This window comes from Prevotella sp. FD3004 (assembly GCF_000746155.1).
Taxonomy (GTDB): Bacteria; Bacteroidota; Bacteroidia; order Bacteroidales; family Bacteroidaceae; genus Prevotella.
In genome coordinates this window covers 70,931-88,562 of the sequence record NZ_JQKR01000012.1, presented here as the reverse complement: position 1 = coordinate 88,562, position 17,632 = coordinate 70,931, and the positions used below count along the sequence as shown (strand labels likewise).

General features: G+C 49.2%; 14 protein-coding genes and 1 tRNA gene. 1 reads left to right on the top strand and 14 read right to left on the bottom strand.

The features are described from left to right. Positions 1-19: 19 nt before the first annotated feature. From gyrB to T325_RS12665, 3 genes are all read right to left on the bottom strand, one after another. Positions 20-1,996 (bottom strand): DNA topoisomerase (ATP-hydrolyzing) subunit B, encoded by a 1,977-nt coding sequence (gene gyrB, locus T325_RS03865; protein WP_036910581.1) that lies wholly within the window; start codon positions 1,994-1,996, stop codon positions 20-22. 212 nt (positions 1,997-2,208) lie between these two features. Continuing rightward, positions 2,209-2,460, bottom strand: a complete 252-nt coding sequence (rpsT, locus tag T325_RS03860; RefSeq protein WP_036910579.1) for a 30S ribosomal protein S20 — start codon at positions 2,458-2,460, stop codon at positions 2,209-2,211. 152 nt (positions 2,461-2,612) lie between these two features. Continuing rightward, a tRNA-Glu gene (locus tag T325_RS12665) sits at positions 2,613-2,684 on the bottom strand. A 147-nt stretch (positions 2,685-2,831) separates the two neighbouring features. Between T325_RS12665 and recO the strand changes: the two genes are divergently transcribed. Next, positions 2,832-3,557 carry a DNA repair protein RecO gene (recO, locus tag T325_RS03855; RefSeq protein WP_036910577.1) on the top strand — a complete coding sequence of 242 codons (726 nt, stop codon included), beginning with the start codon at positions 2,832-2,834 and terminating at the stop codon, positions 3,555-3,557. Here the strand turns inward: recO and ftsZ are convergent. Genes ftsZ through T325_RS03800 form a run of 11 tightly spaced genes read right to left on the bottom strand, consistent with a single transcriptional unit; the run spans position 3,552 to position 17,631 of the window. After that, positions 3,552-4,889 (bottom strand): cell division protein FtsZ, encoded by a 1,338-nt coding sequence (ftsZ, locus tag T325_RS03850; protein ID WP_036910575.1) that lies wholly within the window; start codon positions 4,887-4,889, stop codon positions 3,552-3,554. The two genes, recO and ftsZ, sit on opposite strands and share 6 nt — an antisense overlap. 15 nt (positions 4,890-4,904) lie before the next feature. Next, a complete protein-coding gene (gene ftsA, locus T325_RS03845; RefSeq protein WP_036910856.1) occupies positions 4,905-6,353 on the bottom strand; it encodes a cell division protein FtsA in 1,449 nt (482 codons plus the stop codon). Between the two features lie 12 nt (positions 6,354-6,365). Further along, a complete protein-coding gene (locus T325_RS03840) occupies positions 6,366-7,124 on the bottom strand; it encodes a cell division protein FtsQ/DivIB (RefSeq protein ID WP_036910574.1) in 759 nt (252 codons plus the stop codon). A gap of 12 nt (positions 7,125-7,136) precedes the next feature. Next, a complete protein-coding gene (gene murC, locus T325_RS03835; RefSeq protein WP_036910572.1) occupies positions 7,137-8,513 on the bottom strand; it encodes a UDP-N-acetylmuramate--L-alanine ligase in 1,377 nt (458 codons plus the stop codon). After that, entirely contained in the window at positions 8,510-9,613 is a 1,104-nt protein-coding gene (gene murG / locus T325_RS03830) for an undecaprenyldiphospho-muramoylpentapeptide beta-N-acetylglucosaminyltransferase (protein WP_036910570.1), read from the bottom strand. The genes murC and murG overlap by 4 nt, the downstream gene beginning before the upstream one ends. A 34-nt stretch (positions 9,614-9,647) precedes the next feature. Next, entirely contained in the window at positions 9,648-10,907 is a 1,260-nt protein-coding gene (locus T325_RS03825; protein WP_036910568.1) for an FtsW/RodA/SpoVE family cell cycle protein, read from the bottom strand. Between the two features lie 21 nt (positions 10,908-10,928). Next, on the bottom strand, positions 10,929-12,260 hold the full coding sequence (gene murD / locus T325_RS03820; protein WP_036910566.1) for a UDP-N-acetylmuramoyl-L-alanine--D-glutamate ligase: 1,332 nt from the start codon (positions 12,258-12,260) through the stop codon (positions 10,929-10,931). A 9-nt stretch (positions 12,261-12,269) separates the two neighbouring features. After that, positions 12,270-13,541: a phospho-N-acetylmuramoyl-pentapeptide-transferase gene (locus T325_RS03815; RefSeq protein ID WP_036910564.1), complete on the bottom strand. Its 1,272-nt coding sequence runs from the start codon at positions 13,539-13,541 to the stop codon at positions 12,270-12,272. An 11-nt stretch (positions 13,542-13,552) separates the two neighbouring features. Beyond that, positions 13,553-15,004, bottom strand: a complete 1,452-nt coding sequence (locus tag T325_RS03810; protein ID WP_036910562.1) for a UDP-N-acetylmuramoyl-L-alanyl-D-glutamate--2,6-diaminopimelate ligase — start codon at positions 15,002-15,004, stop codon at positions 13,553-13,555. A gap of 24 nt (positions 15,005-15,028) precedes the next feature. Then, complete coding sequence (locus T325_RS03805; RefSeq protein ID WP_036910560.1) at positions 15,029-17,152, bottom strand: penicillin-binding protein; 2,124 nt, start codon at positions 17,150-17,152, stop codon at positions 15,029-15,031. Between the two features lie 11 nt (positions 17,153-17,163). After that, positions 17,164-17,631 (bottom strand): FtsL-like putative cell division protein, encoded by a 468-nt coding sequence (locus T325_RS03800; RefSeq protein WP_231622184.1) that lies wholly within the window; start codon positions 17,629-17,631, stop codon positions 17,164-17,166. Position 17,632 lies beyond the last annotated feature (1 nt).

The following is a 17,632-nucleotide window of genomic DNA, read 5'->3' as shown; positions in this document are numbered from 1 at the left end:
AAGTATTTGATATCGTGCCTTACGCGTCGATATTAGCGTAGGTGGCGTTCTTCTCGATGAACTCGCGACGTGGTTCTACGTCGTCGCCCATCAGCATTGAGAAGATCTCGTCGGCCTCGGCGGCGTTCTCGATAGTTACCTGCTTTAGCAAGCGGTTCTCGGGATTCATAGTGGTCTCCCACAGCTGCTCGGGGTTCATCTCACCAAGACCTTTGTAGCGCTGGGTGTGCAGAGCCTTGTCGTCGCCGTTACCTGCTACGTACTTATCGATGAATGCCTGGCGCTGCTGCTCGGTGTAGCAGTACTCTGAGGTCTTCTTGTAAGTACACTTGTAGAGTGGTGGGGTAGCGATGTAGAGGTGACCGCCCTGGATAACCTGTGGCATGAAGCGATAGAAGAGTGTCATGATCAGTGTGTCGATGTGAGAACCATCGACGTCGGCGTCGGTCATGATGATAATCTTATCGTAACGCAGTTTATCGATATTGGCATCCTTTGAGTCCTCGCCGTCAACGCCGAAGCGTACACCGATACTCTGGATGATGTTCATAACCGATTCGGCCTCGAACACACGGTGCCACTGTACTTTTTCTACATTCAGAATCTTACCACGCAGAGGCAGGATGGCCTGGAAGTGACGGTCGCGACCCTGCTTAGCAGAACCACCGGCCGAATCACCCTCGACGAGGAAGATCTCACACTCCTTAGGATCTTTGTTTGAGCAGTCGGCCAACTTACCAGGCAGGCCACCGCCAGTCATCGGGTTCTTACGCTGTACACTCTCGCGGGCCTTGCGGGCTGCAATACGTGCTGTAGCGGCTAGAATTACCTTCTCGCAGATGGTATGGGCCTCTTTGGGGTTCTCCTCCAGGTAGTTGGTCATAGCCTCGCCTACGGCCTTCTGTACGGCACCGTTCACCTCGCTGTTACCGAGCTTGGTCTTGGTCTGACCCTCGAACTGAGGCTCAGCAACCTTTACTGAGATGATGGCGGTAAGACCCTCGCGGAAGTCGTCCTGGGCTACCTCGATCTTGGCCTTCTCAATCTGCTTGCGCAGCTGATCGTCCTCGTCGGCGTACTTCTTAAGTGTACGAGCCAAGGCGATGCGGAAACCAGTAAGGTGGGTACCACCCTCGATGGTGTTGATATTGTTAACGTAAGAGTGGATATTCTCTGAGTAATCGCTGTTGTACAGCAGGGCTACCTCGATGGGCACACCATCCTTCTCAGTCTTCAGACAGATAGGATCGCCGATGATTGAGGTGCGGTGGCGGTCGACGTAGCGAACGAACTCCTTTAGGCCTTCCTTGGCATGGAATACCTCGGGCTGACGGAGATTGCCTTCCTCATCGGGACGCAGGTCGGTCAGTGTGATGGTGATACCGGCATTAAGATAAGCCAGCTCACGCATACGCTTGGCGATGATGTCGTACTTGTACTCTGTGGTGGTGAAGATGGTACCGTCGGGCCAGAACTGCTGACGGGTACCGGTCTTATCGGTGTCGCCTACAATCTTTACGTCGTAGAGGGGCTTACCCTTCTCGTATTCCTGCTGGTAGATGTGACCATTGCGGAATACCTGTGACATCATGTGGGTAGAGAGGGCGTTTACACAGCTTACACCCACACCATGCAGACCTCCTGATACTTTATAGGAGCCTTTATCAAACTTACCACCGGCATGGAGAACGGTCATAACGACCTCAAGGGCCGACTTGTGCATCTTCTCATGCTCGTCGACGGGAATACCACGTCCGTTGTCCTGTACGGTGATAGAATTGTCTTCGTTGATAGTTACTTCGATATGTGTACAGTAACCGGCCATGGCCTCGTCGATAGAGTTGTCGACGGTTTCATTGACCAGATGATGAAGTCCCTTTTCGCTGATGTCACCAATGTACATAGCGGGGCGCTTACGTACAGCTTCCAAACCCTCGAGCACCTGAATATTGCTCGCGGAGTAATTTTGTTCTTGGTTGAGTTGTTCTTCAGTCATTTCTTTATAATTCACTAATTGGTTGCAAAAACGGTGCAAATCGAATGCAGAAAGCTTGCTTTTTGCTGTGATGCAGCCCGTAATTCGCCAAATTTTTGGCAAAGGTACAAAAAAAAAGTCAGATAAACTATGTTTATCTGCTAAAAAACTACAAAAAAAGAACCGCAACCTGAAAAGATTGCGGTTTTGTTTTATAACGAAACTATAACTGATTACAGTTTGTTGATGTGCAGAGCGAGGCTTGACTTCAGGTTGGCTGCCTTGTTCTTGTGGATAACATTGGTCTTAGCCAGCTTGTCGAGCATCTTCTGTACCTTTGGATAGAGGGCTACTGCCTCGTCCTTGTTTGTCATTGCACGCAGCTTGCGTACGGCGTTACGCATTGTCTTTGCGTAGTAGCGATTGTGAAGCGCCTTCTTCTTGTCCTGGCGGATTCTCTTCACTGATGATTTGTGATTTGCCATTTTTTTAATTTAAAAATTTGAATGTTTAACTTAAAGCTTGTGGGTTTTACGCCTTTGGGGCTACCCTGGGCAGACTTTCTTCCGAAAGTCCTCTGTCACCGTTCCCGATGTTCTCAGTAGCACTGGCTGTGCAGATGACAGATTTAATTCTGTAGTCCCTAGGAGAGTCGAACTCCTCTTTAGAGAATGAAAATCTCTCGTCCTAACCGATAGACGAAGGGACCATCGCCTTTTTTAGCGGGTGCAAAATTACTGCTATTTTTCCAATCCACCAAATTTTCTATAAAAAAAATGCCATTTTACCCTCTTTTTTGTATTTTTCTGCTTTTCAATTCTTTACTTTTTTACTTTTTTCGTACCTTTGCCCACGTATGTTGACGAAAACTCAGGCCATTGTGCTTCACTCGCTTAAGTATGGTGAAACGCGTATCATTGTGGATATGTTCACCAGAAGCCACGGTAGATTATCGTTTATCGTCAATATACCGAAGTCGACAAAGTCGAAGATCAAGAAGCAGTTCTTCCAGCCCATGACGATGCTGGAGATTGAGGTGGATGTGAGGCAGAAGGTGCAGTTGCAGAAACTGTCGGACGTGAGGTTGGCCGTACCTTTCTCGTCAATCCCGTTCGATCCGCACAAGCTGGCTATCTCTCTCTTTGTGGCTGAGTTCCTGTATTATGCGCTTCGCTCAGAGCAGCGTAACGAGTTGCTTTACGACTATCTGGAGAGTAGTGTGTTGTGGCTCGACGGCAAGAGTGGTGGCTTTGCCAATTTCCATCTGGTGTTTCTGATGAGGCTCTCGCGTTTCCTGGGTTTCTATCCTAATCTGGAGCACTATCGTGCCGGCGACTATTTTGACTTGCGTGAGAGTGTGTTCATGCCTCAGCCCCCCGTGCATAGGGACTTCTTATTCCCAGAAGAAGCGGAGCGCGTACAGCTGATGATGCGAATGGACTATCCGACAATGCACCTGTTTCAGATGTCGCACCAGCAACGTAACCGCTTGCTGGAGGTGTCGTTAAAGTATTATCGACTTCACCTGCCGGATTTTCCGGAGATGAAGTCGATAAGCGTGCTTCAAGAACTCTATTTATGAGAATACGATGGTGCTCTGAATGGCATCATGTGAATCAGAGGGCGTGTCGTCGATATCGACAGCCTCGATGGTATTGGTCTGACTGTTGATGCTCTCGAGAATCTCGCGCGTGCGTTTATAAGTAGGTGTCTGTTCTACAGCGGAGATGACATCGTCGTTATCAAGATCCTCAGGGCGGAACAGGTAGATGTTCGGGCGGCGCTTGTAGCGCTTGGTGGTCCCTTCGCCGCCATAGTAGCGGTTGCGACGGTCCTGGCGCTCGGCAGCCTTTTCCTGTTCTGCAGCAATGCGGTTGAGGTCTTCCTGACTCTGTTTCTTCAGGTGGTTGCCCATGCCGTCGATGCTCTCAATGCCAAAGCCTGTGGCAAGGATGGTGACCTTGACCTTCTTACCCAGTTCGAGATCGGTGGCGAGTCCCCACTTGATTTCGAAGTCGTTGCCAAACTTGGCCATAAAGTCGTTCACGTCGTTCATCTCCTCCATCATCAGCGACTGCTGGCCGTCCTTAGAGCCTGCAAACGAGATGGACAACAGGATTTTCTTCGAGTTGAAGATGTCGTTGTCGTTGAGCAGCGGTGAGTTCAAAGCGTCTTCGATGGCCTTCTTCACGCGTCCTTCACCTTCGCCATAGCCTGTTGACATGATGGCAACGCCTCCGTCTTTCAATACGGTCTTCACATCATTGAAGTCGAGATTGATAAGGCCGTGTACGGTGATGATCTCGGCGATAGACTTGGCTGCCACGCTCAGGGTGTCATCAGCCTTGCCAAAAGCGTCGAGGACCGACAGTTCGGGGTAGATCTCACGCAGACGCTCGTTGTTGATGACAAGCAGGGCGTCGACGTGCTTCTGCATCTCTTCAACACCATCCAGAGCCTGGTCGATCTTACGGTCGCCCTCAAAGCGGAAGGGGATGGTGACGATACCTACGGTGAGGATGCCAAGCTCTTTTGAGATGCGGGCAATGACTGGTGCCGCACCTGTGCCAGTGCCACCACCCATACCGGCGGTGATAAAGGCCATACGTGTGCCGTCACTGAGCATGTTGCGGATGTCTTCAATGCTCTCTTCTGCTGCCAGGCGGGCCTTCTCGGGTTTGTTTCCTGCACCAAGGCCTTCCTTGCCAAGCTGCAGGTGAACAGGTACGGGCGAGTCGTTGAGTGCCTGGTTGTCTGTGTTGCAAAGCACGAACGTTACGTCGTGAATGCCCTCGCGGTACATGTGGTTGACTGCATTGCCGCCGCCACCGCCAACACCAATAACCTTAATGATGCTGTGTTCCTTCTCCGGTGCTCCGAAGTCCAGGATATCTATATTCATGTTATTCTCCATAATGCTCTTGCGTTTTTATTCTTCTTCAACAATAGACTTACCAAAATTCAGAAGGCTTCTCTTGGCCTTGTTCCAGAAACTGTTCTCCTTGCGGATACGCTCTTCTTCCTCCTGCTGGCGGAGCTCTTCTTCACGCCTGATGCGCTCTTCCTCCTCCTGCTGGCGGCGTCGTTCTTCCTCGGCCTTCTGCTTCTCTGCCTCTGTGCGGATGACACCGGCAGGGATGTCAGAGGCCTGGCGCGCAGGACGCTGGTCGTTTGTCGGATGAATGGTTTGTTTCTGGCTGCCAAAGAGGTCGCCATTCGGGTCGATGGCGCTGCCAGCGCAATTGATATCGCCCTTGATGAGCAGTCCAAGTACCGTGTTCATCATGCCGTTATGTGACTTGATTTCTTCGTTGTTGGTAAGAATGGTCTGCGTAACGAACTTGGCGATTCTGATTTTCTCGATATGGGTGTGGTTCGTGAATGCCTTCTCGATATTCTTCATGTTTGAACCGCCACCAGTGAGAATGATACCACCCAGCAGTTTGTCGTAGAACTCTGAAGGAACCTGATACCATACGTTCTCTATGATTTCCTCAACACGGCCTTCAACAATCTCGATGAACTTACGGCTCTCAATCTGGCGCTCCGGGTCGATAGAGTATTTCAGTTCATTGTCAATGTCGTTGTTGTCGGTGAAGGCTGAACCGTATTTCAGTTTCATATTCTCGGCATCTGACTCCTCCATCTGCAGGGTGGCAATGTCTTTGGTGATGTTGTTGCTTCCGAGGGGGATGACGGCCAGGTGGCGCAGGATGTTCTTGCTGTATACGGAAACAGTGGTCGTGTCGGCACCGATATCAACAAGTGCACAACCGGAACGCTTCTCTGCCTCGGTCAGCACGCTGTCGGCCAGTGCCAGAGGTGCCAGATACATCTCGGCTACATTGATACCCGCAACTTCAAAACACTTGTTGAGATTCCTGTAGAATGCCTTGCGCTCCAGGATGTTCAGGAAATGTCCTTCCAAGTGGGTGGCCTGAATGCCAACAGGATCGAGCTGGAACTGAGGACCTACTTTATATTCCTGGACGGCAGCATCGAGGATTTCCTGATCCTGATAAGTCATATTGCGGTTAGCATCCATCAGTTCAATAACCATGTCTTGGGTGACGATGGTTTCTACGGGCAGGTCTTTGGACACGACATTCTTGACACCACGGATAGATTGTCCGCCTACACCCACGTATACCTGAGTGATCTCTGTCTTAAGTTGGTTTTCCAGTTTCTTGATGATACTGGTAAGGCATTGAGCGGTCTTGTCGATATTGTAGACCACTCCCTTGCGGATAAACGAAGAAGAATCCTCCTTGACCATAGCGAGCACGTTAATGCTGCCGTCGAGGTTCTTCTGACCCGCGATACCGGTCATTTTGGATGAACCGAGTTCAATTGCTACGATAAATTCCTTTGCTGCCATCATCTGATATATTTACGATTTACTACTATTCCTTTTCTTGCAGATAATCTGATTGTTGAATTCTACACTGATATATGAGTACTTGTTCCACCCGGCCTTGTTGAGACCGTATAGATAGAACTTACGCATGCGCTCCAACTTCTTCTCTACCTGATTGGGCAATCCGAGATAGATGATGTGATCGCCAACGCGAGGCACTATCTCCATCGAACCGTTTGGAAGAACATTGATCTGTACAACCTGGTTTTTCCAGAAGTTGTCTTGCAGAACGATTTTCGCAACCTGTGTCAGAATGCCCTGCGCATATTTGCGTGAGATATGTCCTGTAGCAATGATGAGATCGGTGACGTATCGGGTCTCTGGCATCATATTGCCGTGAGAGTCTACGTAATAGTTCTCGCCGTTGTCGGCCATCACTCTGACTACCGGCAGCCGCTGCTGGATGCGGATACATACATGACCACTTTGGGTCTTGTGGCATTCTGCCTTCTCGACAAAGGGACTCTTGTGCAGACTTTCTTCTATCTTACGCGGACAAATGGCCTGCATGGGCTGGGAGAGAGGGTAAAGGTGGTCTTGCGACAGAATGCGCTTTATCTCGTCTACGTTCAGGAAGCCTTCTACCTCGCTCTCCTCAATGTCGATCTTGACCTCCGAGCAATACGTCGCCTTTACATCAGGGCGGTTGAACGCGGTGATGGCGAGCAGCAGGTAGGCAGCGATAACGAGGTCGCAAGCTACGAGAGCAGATTTCTTCCAGTTGACGGTCATCAGTCTATTTACTTATTTCTTGCTATTTAATATCTTTACCATCTGGGGCACCTGATTGTCAAGGTCGCCGGCTCCAAGTACGACAAGCACTTCGAACTGGTGGGTCTTGATGTAGTTGAGCACCTCATCCTTCTGAATCATTTCTTTCTTCACGCCTGTCTTCAGGTTGTCATAGATGAGCTTTGACGTAACACCTTCTATGGGCTCTTCGCGAGCGGGATAGATCTCGGTGAGAACAACCTCGTCGAGCTGGCTCAGAGCCTCTGCGAAATCTTTGTAGAAGTCGCGGGTACGGGTATAGAGGTGGGGCTGGAAGATAGCGGTGATATGCTTGTCTTTGTACAGCTCACGGATGCTCTTGGCGCTTTGGTATATTTCTTTGGGATGGTGGGCGTAATCGCTCAGGAAGACAAGCTTGTCGGTCTTGATCTTGAAGTCGAAACGGCGGTCTACGCCGCCATAGGTCTTCATGCCGTATTTCAGCTCCTCGGCTGTGCAGCCGTTGAGTTGCGCCATGGCCATAGCGGCGATGCCATTCTCGATGTTGATGGGGACGGGCTGTCCGAGCTGCACATCTTTCACATTCTCTATGGGAGAGATGAAGTCGAAGACAATCTCACCATTGCCGATGCGGATGTTCTCTGCGTGGAAGTCGCCATCGTTGAGGCTGTAGTCATAGCGGCGTACACCATCCTGCAGATGCTCCTTCATTTCCAGATTGCGGTGGATAATCAGAGCGCCTTCTGGCTGGATGAGTTCTGTATAGTGACGGAAGCTCTCGAGATAGGCCTCTTTCGTGCCATAAATGTCCAGGTGGTCGGGGTCGGTAGAGGTGATGACACTCATCCATGGGCGCAACCAATGGAAAGAACGGTCGAACTCATCTGCCTCGATAACCACGAAGTCGGAGTCGGAAAGGATGTAGTTCGTGCCGTAGTTTTTCGAGATACCACCAAGGAATGCATTACAGTCAAGATGACTCTGGTGCATGATATGGGCGCACATGGTCGATGTGGTGGTCTTGCCATGGGTGCCTGCCACACAGAGACCTTTGTGGGCTTGTGTCAGTGTGCCAAGTACTTGTGCACGTTTCTGTATCTCGAATCCGTTGTTACGGAAGAATTGCAGTTCTTGATGCTCAGCAGGTATCGCAGGTGTGTAAATAACAAGGCAAGAGGCCTTTTGCTGACAGGCAAAGGGAATCTGTTCTGTGTCTTCTTCGTAATGGATCAGCATGCCTTCCTTCTCAAGCTGACGCGTCAGCTCAGAAGGTGTCTTGTCGTAGCCTGCTACGACTAATCCTTTCTTAAGGAAATAGCGAGCGATGGCGCTCATGCCGATGCCACCTGCTCCTACGAAATATACTGCTTTAATATCTTCTATTTTCATTTTGCTAACTTGATTACTTCTTTTGCGATAATCTCTGCCGAGTCGGGTAATGCGAGTTTCAGAACGTTCTCACTTAATGACTTCAGCCATGCATCGTCGTTGACTGTCTTGACTGCAAGTTCTAATAGTGTGTCAGGTGCATCTACATCTTTTACATAGATGGCAGCGTCGCGGTTGGCCAGAGCCAAGGCGTTCTTGGTCTGGTGGTCTTCTGCCACATTCGGACTTGGAACAAGAATGACGGGCTTGCCAATCAGGCAGAATTCAGAGATACTGCTGGCACCGGCACGGCTGATTACGAGGTCGGCTGCCTGATAGGCCGCACCCATGTCGGTGATGAAATCGGTCACCTTCAGATTCGGAATATCCTGGCCTTTCAGACGCTCGGCAATCTCTGCACTATAGTATTTGCCTGTCTGCCATATAAACTGCACGTCGGATGACTTGACGAGATCAAGATGCTGAAGGACACTCTCATTGATGGTTCTGGCACCCAGACTGCCGCCTACGAGCAGAATTGTTTTCTTGGTTGGGTCGAGGCCGAAACTCTTAACGGCTTCCTCTTTCGATATGGTGGTGTCGAGTAATGCCTGACGAACAGGGTTTCCTGTCAGAATAATCTTGTCGGCAGGGAAGAAACGCTCCATGCCCTCGTATGCCACGCATATCTTCTCGGCCTTCTTGGCGAGTAACTTATTGGTAACTCCGGCATAGGAGTTCTGCTCTTGGATGAGGCAGGGGATGCCCATGGCTGCGGCTTTGTTCAGAGTAGGACCGCTGGCATAGCCGCCAACACCCACAGCAACCTGTGGACGGAAATCCTTGATAATCTTCTTGGCCATCTGCTGACTCTTCCAGATCTTATAGAGCACCTTGAAGTTCTTAAGAAGGTTCTTGCGGTCGAAACCACAAATAGGCAAGCCCTTAATCTCATAGCCTGCTGCTGGAACACGCTGCATCTCCATGCGTCCCAAGGCTCCTACAAACAGAATCTTGGCGTCTGGGCGCAAGGCTTTGATGGCGTTTGCAATTGAGACGGCAGGGAATATGTGACCACCTGTTCCGCCTCCGCTAATGATGACTCTCAGTTCTTCGCTCATACCTTATTTATTATATTGGGTGCAAAATTACAAATTATATTTCTTTTACGGCTATTTTTGGCTCCCTTTTTTTCGCAGAACGACTAACACTGAGAATAGCACCGATATAGGCGCAGTTGATAATGGTCGAAGTTCCGCCTTTACTGATCAATGGCAGGGGCTGGCCTGTAACAGGAGCGATGCCGACGGCTACCAGCATATTGAAGACAGCCTGAACCACGAGTAGCAAAGCTAGTCCCATGGCGAGGAAGGCAGGGAAATTGTTCTCGCACCGGCTGGCAATGCGAGCCGTTCTGTATAGCAGTACGATATAGAGGAACACCACGAAGGTAGCGCCGATAATGCCTAATTCCTCAATCACGATGGCAAAGATAAAGTCGGAGAATGCCTGCGAGAGGAAGTCGCGCTCTACGGATTGTCCCGGACCCTTACCGATGATATTGCTTGATACAATGGCGATATTGGCGTGAGCCACCTGTGCATCTTTGTCAAGGTCGTACTCTTCTGGAGAAATGTCTTTCTTGTCGAGATGCTTGATAATACGGTTACGCCAAGTGACAAAGCGGTGAAAGACACCACCACCCTTGATGACCTTTGTGTCGGTGGTCTGACCATTTACCGTCTCTACCGTCTGGCTGGTACTCTCTTGTGAGGCTCCAATGCTTCCAAGCGTCAATACCAGCGCAAGGAAGATGCCAATGAGGACAGTTGCTACTCCAACAAGCTTGCCCATCTGTACCATAGGCACGCGGCCGATGAACATCATGAGGAAGATGACGGCAAAGAGCAAGGCGGCAGTAGACAGGTTCTCAATACCAATGAGAGCGGCTGTGGGCACGACAATCCACAGGATATACTTGAATGCTTTCTTGTCGGCTCCTTCTTCTCTTTGCATAGCACTGAGAATCTGGGCCGTGATAAGTACCATCGTGCCCTTGGCTATCTCTGATGGCTGGAAGGTGATGCCGCCAGGGAGTGAGATGACGCGGTTGGCACCGTTGATGGATTCGCCGCCGACAAGCACCCATAGCAGGGTAAAGCCTGAGATGATAAGTAAGAAAGGTGTCATCAGCTTGAAATAACGGCATGGTATATTAAGGGTGACTACTGCCACGATGGCACCGATGATGATGGTGACGGTGTGGAAAGCAATCGGCCCGATGTAGTTCTGGCTCTTATATGTCAGGTTGCTCGAAGCTGAGAATACTTCGACGATACTGATCATACAGAGGAAGAAAAATACCATCCAGATGACCTTATCTCCTTTGAAGATGTTGCCAATCTTTTTATTCATCTCTATACCATAAACAGTAAACTATAAACTTCTTGCCAGTTCCTTGAACTGTTCGCCACGATCCTCCATGTTCTTGAAGAGGTCGAAGGATGCGCAGCAGGGGCTGAGCAGTACGGTCTCTCCAGGCTGTGCCATCTCGTAGCATGCTTCGATACATTCCTTCATGGAGTGGGTGTCGCGTACGGGTATGCCCATTCCGTCGAAGTTGTCGTGTAGCTTCTGATTGTCGGCGCCAAGATAAACGAGGCCAGAGCATTTCTCCTTGATTAACGGTTTGATGGGGCTGTAGTCGTTGCCCTTGTCTTTTCCGCCAATGATGAGGATGACCTTTGTCTTCATGGCTTCGAGCGCATACCAGCAGGCATCGACATTCGTTGCCTTGGAGTCGTTGATGTATTGGACGCCACGAACCATACATACCTTTTCCAGACGATGCTCTACGCCGGGGAAGTCGCTCAGAGACTTGCGGATCTCCTCTTTCTTGATACCTGCGATATCAGCTGCGATACCTGCGGCCAGCGAGTTGTATATGTTGTGCTTACCCGTGAGGCTGAGGCTCTCCTGTTCCATATTAAATGGCTCGGGCTCCTCAATCTTATACTGTCCTTCTTCAATGTAGCCAATCACGCCTTTCTCCTTCAACTCTGAGAAAGGATACTGGATGGCTTTGATGTCGTACTTCTCCAGTTCACGTTTGATGATGGGGTCGTCGGCCCAATAGATGAAAGCATCTTTCGGGGTCTGGTTCTGGATAATGCGCATCTTGGCATCAACATAGTTCTGCATCTCGAAGTTGTAGCGGTCGAGATGGTCGGGCGTGATATTCAGCAGGATGGCGATATCGGCATGGAAATCGTACATGTTGTCCAGTTGGAAAGAACTCAGTTCAATCACATAGTATTCGTGAGGATCCTCAGCCACCTGCAGGGCGAGTGAATTACCGATGTTGCCAGCCAATCCGACATCATAACCCGCATCTTTGAAGATGTGATAGATGAGCGATGTGGTGGTGGTCTTACCATTAGAGCCAGTGATGCAAATCATCTTCGAGTTGGTGTATCGGCCAGCGAACTCAATCTCACTGATGACATGAATACCTTTACCGATGATTTTCTGAATCATGGGAGCGGTATCGGGGATGCCTGGACTCTTGATAATCTCGTCGGCATTGAGAATCTTTTCCTCTGTGTGCTGTCCTTCTTCCCATTCAATCTGGTGGTCGTTCAGCAGTTTCTTATATTTGTCGGCAATCTTCGACATGTCTGATACGAACACGTCGAAACCTTCTTTCTTGGCGAGGACAGCTGCGCCGGCACCGCTTTCTCCTGCTCCTAAGATAACTATTCTTTTCATTTTCTTTTTTTATCTCATCTTTAATGTTATGATGGCCAATGCCGCTAAGATAATGGATGTAATCCAGAAGCGGATGGTGATCTTTGATTCATGGAATGGGCGATTGGGCCAGCTCTTAAAGATATAGGTGCTGGTCGCATCTAACTGGGAATCCAACTTGCGGAAGTTGTCGTGGATCGGGGTGGCGCGGAATACGCGTACACGCTTGCCTTTCCGCTTCTGGATCTTAAACCACTGGGTCTGTATGATGACACTCAGACTTTCTACGAAGAAGATTCCGCAGAGAATCGGAAGCAGAAGCTCTTTGTGGATAATGACGGCACATACACCGATGATACCACCGATGGTCAGCGATCCTGTATCGCCCATGAACACCTGAGCAGGATATGCATTATACCACAGGAAACCAATCATTGCTCCAATAAATGCGCAAAGGAAGACTACTAACTCCTCAGAGTGAGGGATGTACATGATGTCGAAATAGGAGGCGTAACCTATGTGTGATGAAACATAAGCCAATATGCCTAGTGCCACACCGACTATGGCAGAGTTTCCTGCACACATGCCGTCCATGCCATCGTTCAGATTGGCACCGTTGGATACGCCTGTTACGGCTATGATGGTGATAAACACGAAGATAACCCAACCTGCCGCTACCTTGTTCTTTCCGAAGAACGACATGATCTCTGAATAATTCAGATTGTGATTCTTGATGAAAGGAATGGTGGTCTGTAGTGACTTGACAGCCTCAGGTTTATGCTTTACCACTAATTCCTGATTATGCTGTTTCACGTTGACATTCTCTCTGACAACGACATCGGGGCTCAACCAGAGGGTCAAACCTACGATGAAACCAATACTGACTTGTCCTACAATCTTGTATTTGCCTTTCAGACCGTCTTTGTTGCGTCTGAAAATCTTGATATAGTCATCAAGGAATCCTAGGAATCCCAACCAGATGGTGGTGATGATCATCAGGATGATGTAAGTGTTACGTATACGACAAAGCAAAAGAACAGGTACTAGTATGCTGACGATAATGATGATGCCGCCCATGGTTGGCACTCCTTTCTTCTCGACTCCAAATGGGTCGATCTTCGGGTCGCGCTCGGTTTCATAGATCTTCCTACGTTTCATCCACTTGATGAACTTCTCGCCAAACCAGGCCGAGATCATCAATGAGATAATCAGCGTCAGAATGGAGCGGAATGAGATGTAGGCCCACATGTGAGAGCCTGGGATGTCATATTGGTCGAGGAATCTGAACAAATAGTATAACATAAGCCAAAAAATTAAGCGTTAAAGATGTCGCGAACTACTTCCTTATCATCAAAGTGATGTTTCACACCCTGAATCTCCTGATAGTCCTCATGTCCCTTGCCGGCAATGAGGATGACGTCTCCCTTCTCAGCCATCATACATGCTGTGCGAATGGCTTCTCGGCGGTCGACAATGCTAACAACTTTCTTCATCTGTTTAGCATCGAGACCTGCCAGCATATCATTGATAATGTCTTGTGGCTCTTCAAAACGGGGGTTGTCGCTGGTAATAATCACCTTATCGCTTTGTTTTACTGCTTCTTGCGCCATCAGCGGGCGTTTCCCCTTGTCACGATTGCCGCCGGCACCGCATACGGTAATCACCTTCCCTTTACCATCGAGCACTTCGTGGATGGCATTCAGTACATTCTCAAGTGCGTCGGGCGTGTGGGCATAGTCAACGATGGCTGTGTATCCCTCGGGTGAATGGATGGGCTCCAATCGTCCGTTCACACTCTTCAGTGTGCTCAGAATGACGAGGATGTCATCGGGCTTCTTGCCCAGCATAACTGCAGCGCCATATACTGCAAGCAGATTGCTGACATTGAATTTGCCAATGAATTGTACACCTACTTCCTTGCCATTAATGTCGAGATACATGCCTTCAAAGTGACATTCGATGATCTTCGCCTTGAAGTCGGCCATCGAACGGGTAGAGTAGGTCTTGATTTGTGCCTTACAGTTCTGAACCATAACAGAGCCGTTCTTATCGTCGGCGTTGGTAATAGCGAAAGCATCCTTGTCGAGTCCGTCGAAGAAGGCTTTCTTCGCATCGCGATAGTTTTCGAACGTCTTATGATAGTCCAGATGATCACGAGTCAGATTGGTAAAGAGTCCACCGGTAAATCTGAGTCCGCCGATGCGCTTCTGGGCAATAGCATGACTGCTACACTCCATAAAAGCATACTCACAACCTGCCTCTACCATCTTAGCGAGCAGGCGGTTCAGTTCTATTGGGTCTGGTGTGGTATGGTCTGCGGGAATTGCCTCACCTTCAATGTAATTGCAGACGGTAGAGAGCAGACCGCATTTGTGTCCAAACTTACGGAACATATTATATAGTAAGGTCGCAATGGTTGTCTTACCATTTGTGCCAGTTACACCCACCAGTTTCAGTTTCCGTGAAGGATCACCAAAGAACTGGGTAGCCACCTCACCGACGCAGCCTTCAGTTGATGTTACTGCTATATAGGTGATGCCGGGCTTTCTCTCTTCCGGGAAATATTCGCAGAGCACGGCTGTAGCGCCTTGTTCGATAGCTTTTGGAATGAACTTGTGACCGTCGGTCTGTGTGCCAGGAATGGCAACAAACAGATGACCGGCTTCAATGCGACGTGAATCAATATTCACACCAGTAATCTCTACATCCATATTACCAAGGATCTCGACTACTTCTACATGTTTAAGCAGCTCGTTCAGTTTCATCTCTCTCTATACATTATTTGATTATTATTCTAATATTAATTCGCACACCATGCCCTGTCTGACGGCTGTCCCTGCAAAGATGCTTTGTGACTTCACCCTGCCTCTGCCTCTCAGTTTTGTCTTGACGCCTCTGCTTTCCATTTGGTAAACAGCATCGCGGGCTCCCATGCCTATAACATTGGGTACAATGTTCCTGGCAGTTCTCTTTTCGTTGATATTATTGCCTGCCTTCACGCCAAGTTGTCTCAGTACGCGATTTGACGCAACGACATCACCTTCCTTTACTATTGGGGTCAGAACGGAATATTCATCGTGAGCGTCTTCTACGCTTCGCTTCAGATTCTGGGCCATGACACCTTCGGAAATATGGTGGAATACCACACCGCTCATACCACCGCCTGATGCGGGAAGACCAGACTTCTTCAGGCATACAATACAACTGTAGCGTGGATTGTCTGCAGGGAAGTAACCCGCAAACGAAAGCCAGTAGCGGGTAACACCAGAGTGGTAGCCTCCGTATTGGTCAGCCACCTGAGCTGTACCGGTCTTTCCTGCCACCTTAAACGATTTTGAGCCGGCTTTCTTTCCTAATCCTTGACTAACCACATGTTCCAGAATGGTCTGCATGGTTTTGATGGCCTGGGGTTTTGCAATACGCTCTTTCAGAACAACGGGCTCAAATTCCTTAATGACTTCGCCATTCTTTACAATCTGCTTAACAAAGCGGGGTTGCATCATCTTGCCATTGTTGGCTATTGCGTTGTAGAAAGCAACCGTGTTGATGGGGGCAATCTGTGTCTCGTAGCCGATGCTCATCCAAGGTAGAGTCGTTTTACTCCAGTATTTGGCGCGATCAGTGGTCTTAGTGTCGGGCATACGAATCATCGGGGTGCGATAGCCCACCAGAGGAATCTTCAGATCTTCGTGGATGCCTACACGATAAAGACCTTCTACATATTTTCTGGGGTTACTGCCATAGAACTTGTCGATGACATAGCTCACGCCGATGTTCGAGCTGACTTCGAGCGTTCTGGCAACGTTTATATCCTGATAACCGCCACGACGCCAGTTGTGATCTTTCATCAGTCTGCCGTGCATCTCCATGACACCGCTACCGGTATGGATTACGAAGTTCGTATCGTTGGGAATGATACCATCGTCGAGGGCTACCAGGAACGATGCGACCTTGAATACAGAGCCTGGCTCACAACGATAGCTGATAGCGTTGTTCACAGTTTCGTAATATCGTCCATCTGAACCACGCGACATATTAACAATAGCTTTTACATCGCCTGTCTCCACTTCCATCAGAATGGCAACGCCCATTTCTCCGTTAATCTCCTTCAGTTCCTCAACAACAGCGCGCTCTGCCAAGTCTTGCATACCTACGTCGATGGTTGTTACAATGTCAGCACCATCAATAGGAGAGAGAACGGGAATATCCAGGTACTTGCTAAGAATTTTACGGCGGTGCATCAAGCCGTCTTTGCCTCGGAGGATAGAGTCGAACGACAGTTCCAAACCGTATTTGGCACTATCCTTGGCTCCGAACATAGCACCGATGGTACGTTCGCCCAATGAACCGAACGGTTTGCGGCGGGCATTATATTCTTCCCAATGAAAACCGCCTTTATATACAGGCTCCTTGAAAATCGGCAATTGGCGAATCTCGCAGAAGGTATTATAGTCGATGCGCCGTGGCCAGATGGCCCAATGGCGGGCGCCCACGGTGCCGTTCTTCTGTACCTTCTTTTTTCCTTCAAGTAGGTGTGTTTTAAACTCATTGACGCTTTTTGATGGAAAGATCTGGTTTAAGCCCAGACAGATGCTGTCTATCTTCTCTTCCCAGACAGAGTCGCGCTTGTGGCTGCCGACAGAGTCATCGGCTCCAGCCTGAAAGTCCATGTATACCTTATACTCTGGAATACTGCTGGCCATCAGCTGGCCGTCGCAACTGAGAATGTTGCCACGGCTTGGCTTTACGGTAACGCTGTCGCGTTTCAGACGGGATGCCACCTCAGTCCAATATTGCTTCTTGGCGGTCATGATATACATGGCCTTACCTACAATGGCAAAACCAATCAATGTCATGACTACTGCAATGGCAAAGTAGCGGGGCATTACTTTTTCGCTTTTGAACTTACTCATTCCGCCTCTCTTTATTCTGGTACATTAATTATATAAGGTGGCTGGTCTGCAATGTGCAGCAAACTGTCTTTGTTATGCTTCAAAGCTTCCAGTACATGGCTCTCACGGCATTTCTCAGTAAGGGTGCTTGAACTCGAAAGGGCCTTGTATTTCGCATCGAGGACTTCTTTCTCCAGCTTGTCTATGGCAATCATGTCCTGCTGACACTGGTATCTGAATGCTACATAGAGGATGGTAAAGACAACCATCAGTACGAAGAGCCAGATTTGTCGGCGAACCATGTCGGCTGTCAGGAAGTCACCACCGAGAATCGTCCTCAATGTCAAGGAAGAGGTTAGTTTGGGATCTTCTTCCTTCGCCTTCTCCTTAATCATCTGGATGGTCTTCTTGGCCTGTTCCTTCATGTCGGCTGCTTCTTCCAGTATGCTGACGCTCTCCTCATCCTGCACTTCTGGCTTCATGCTCTTGTCTTCTGCCATA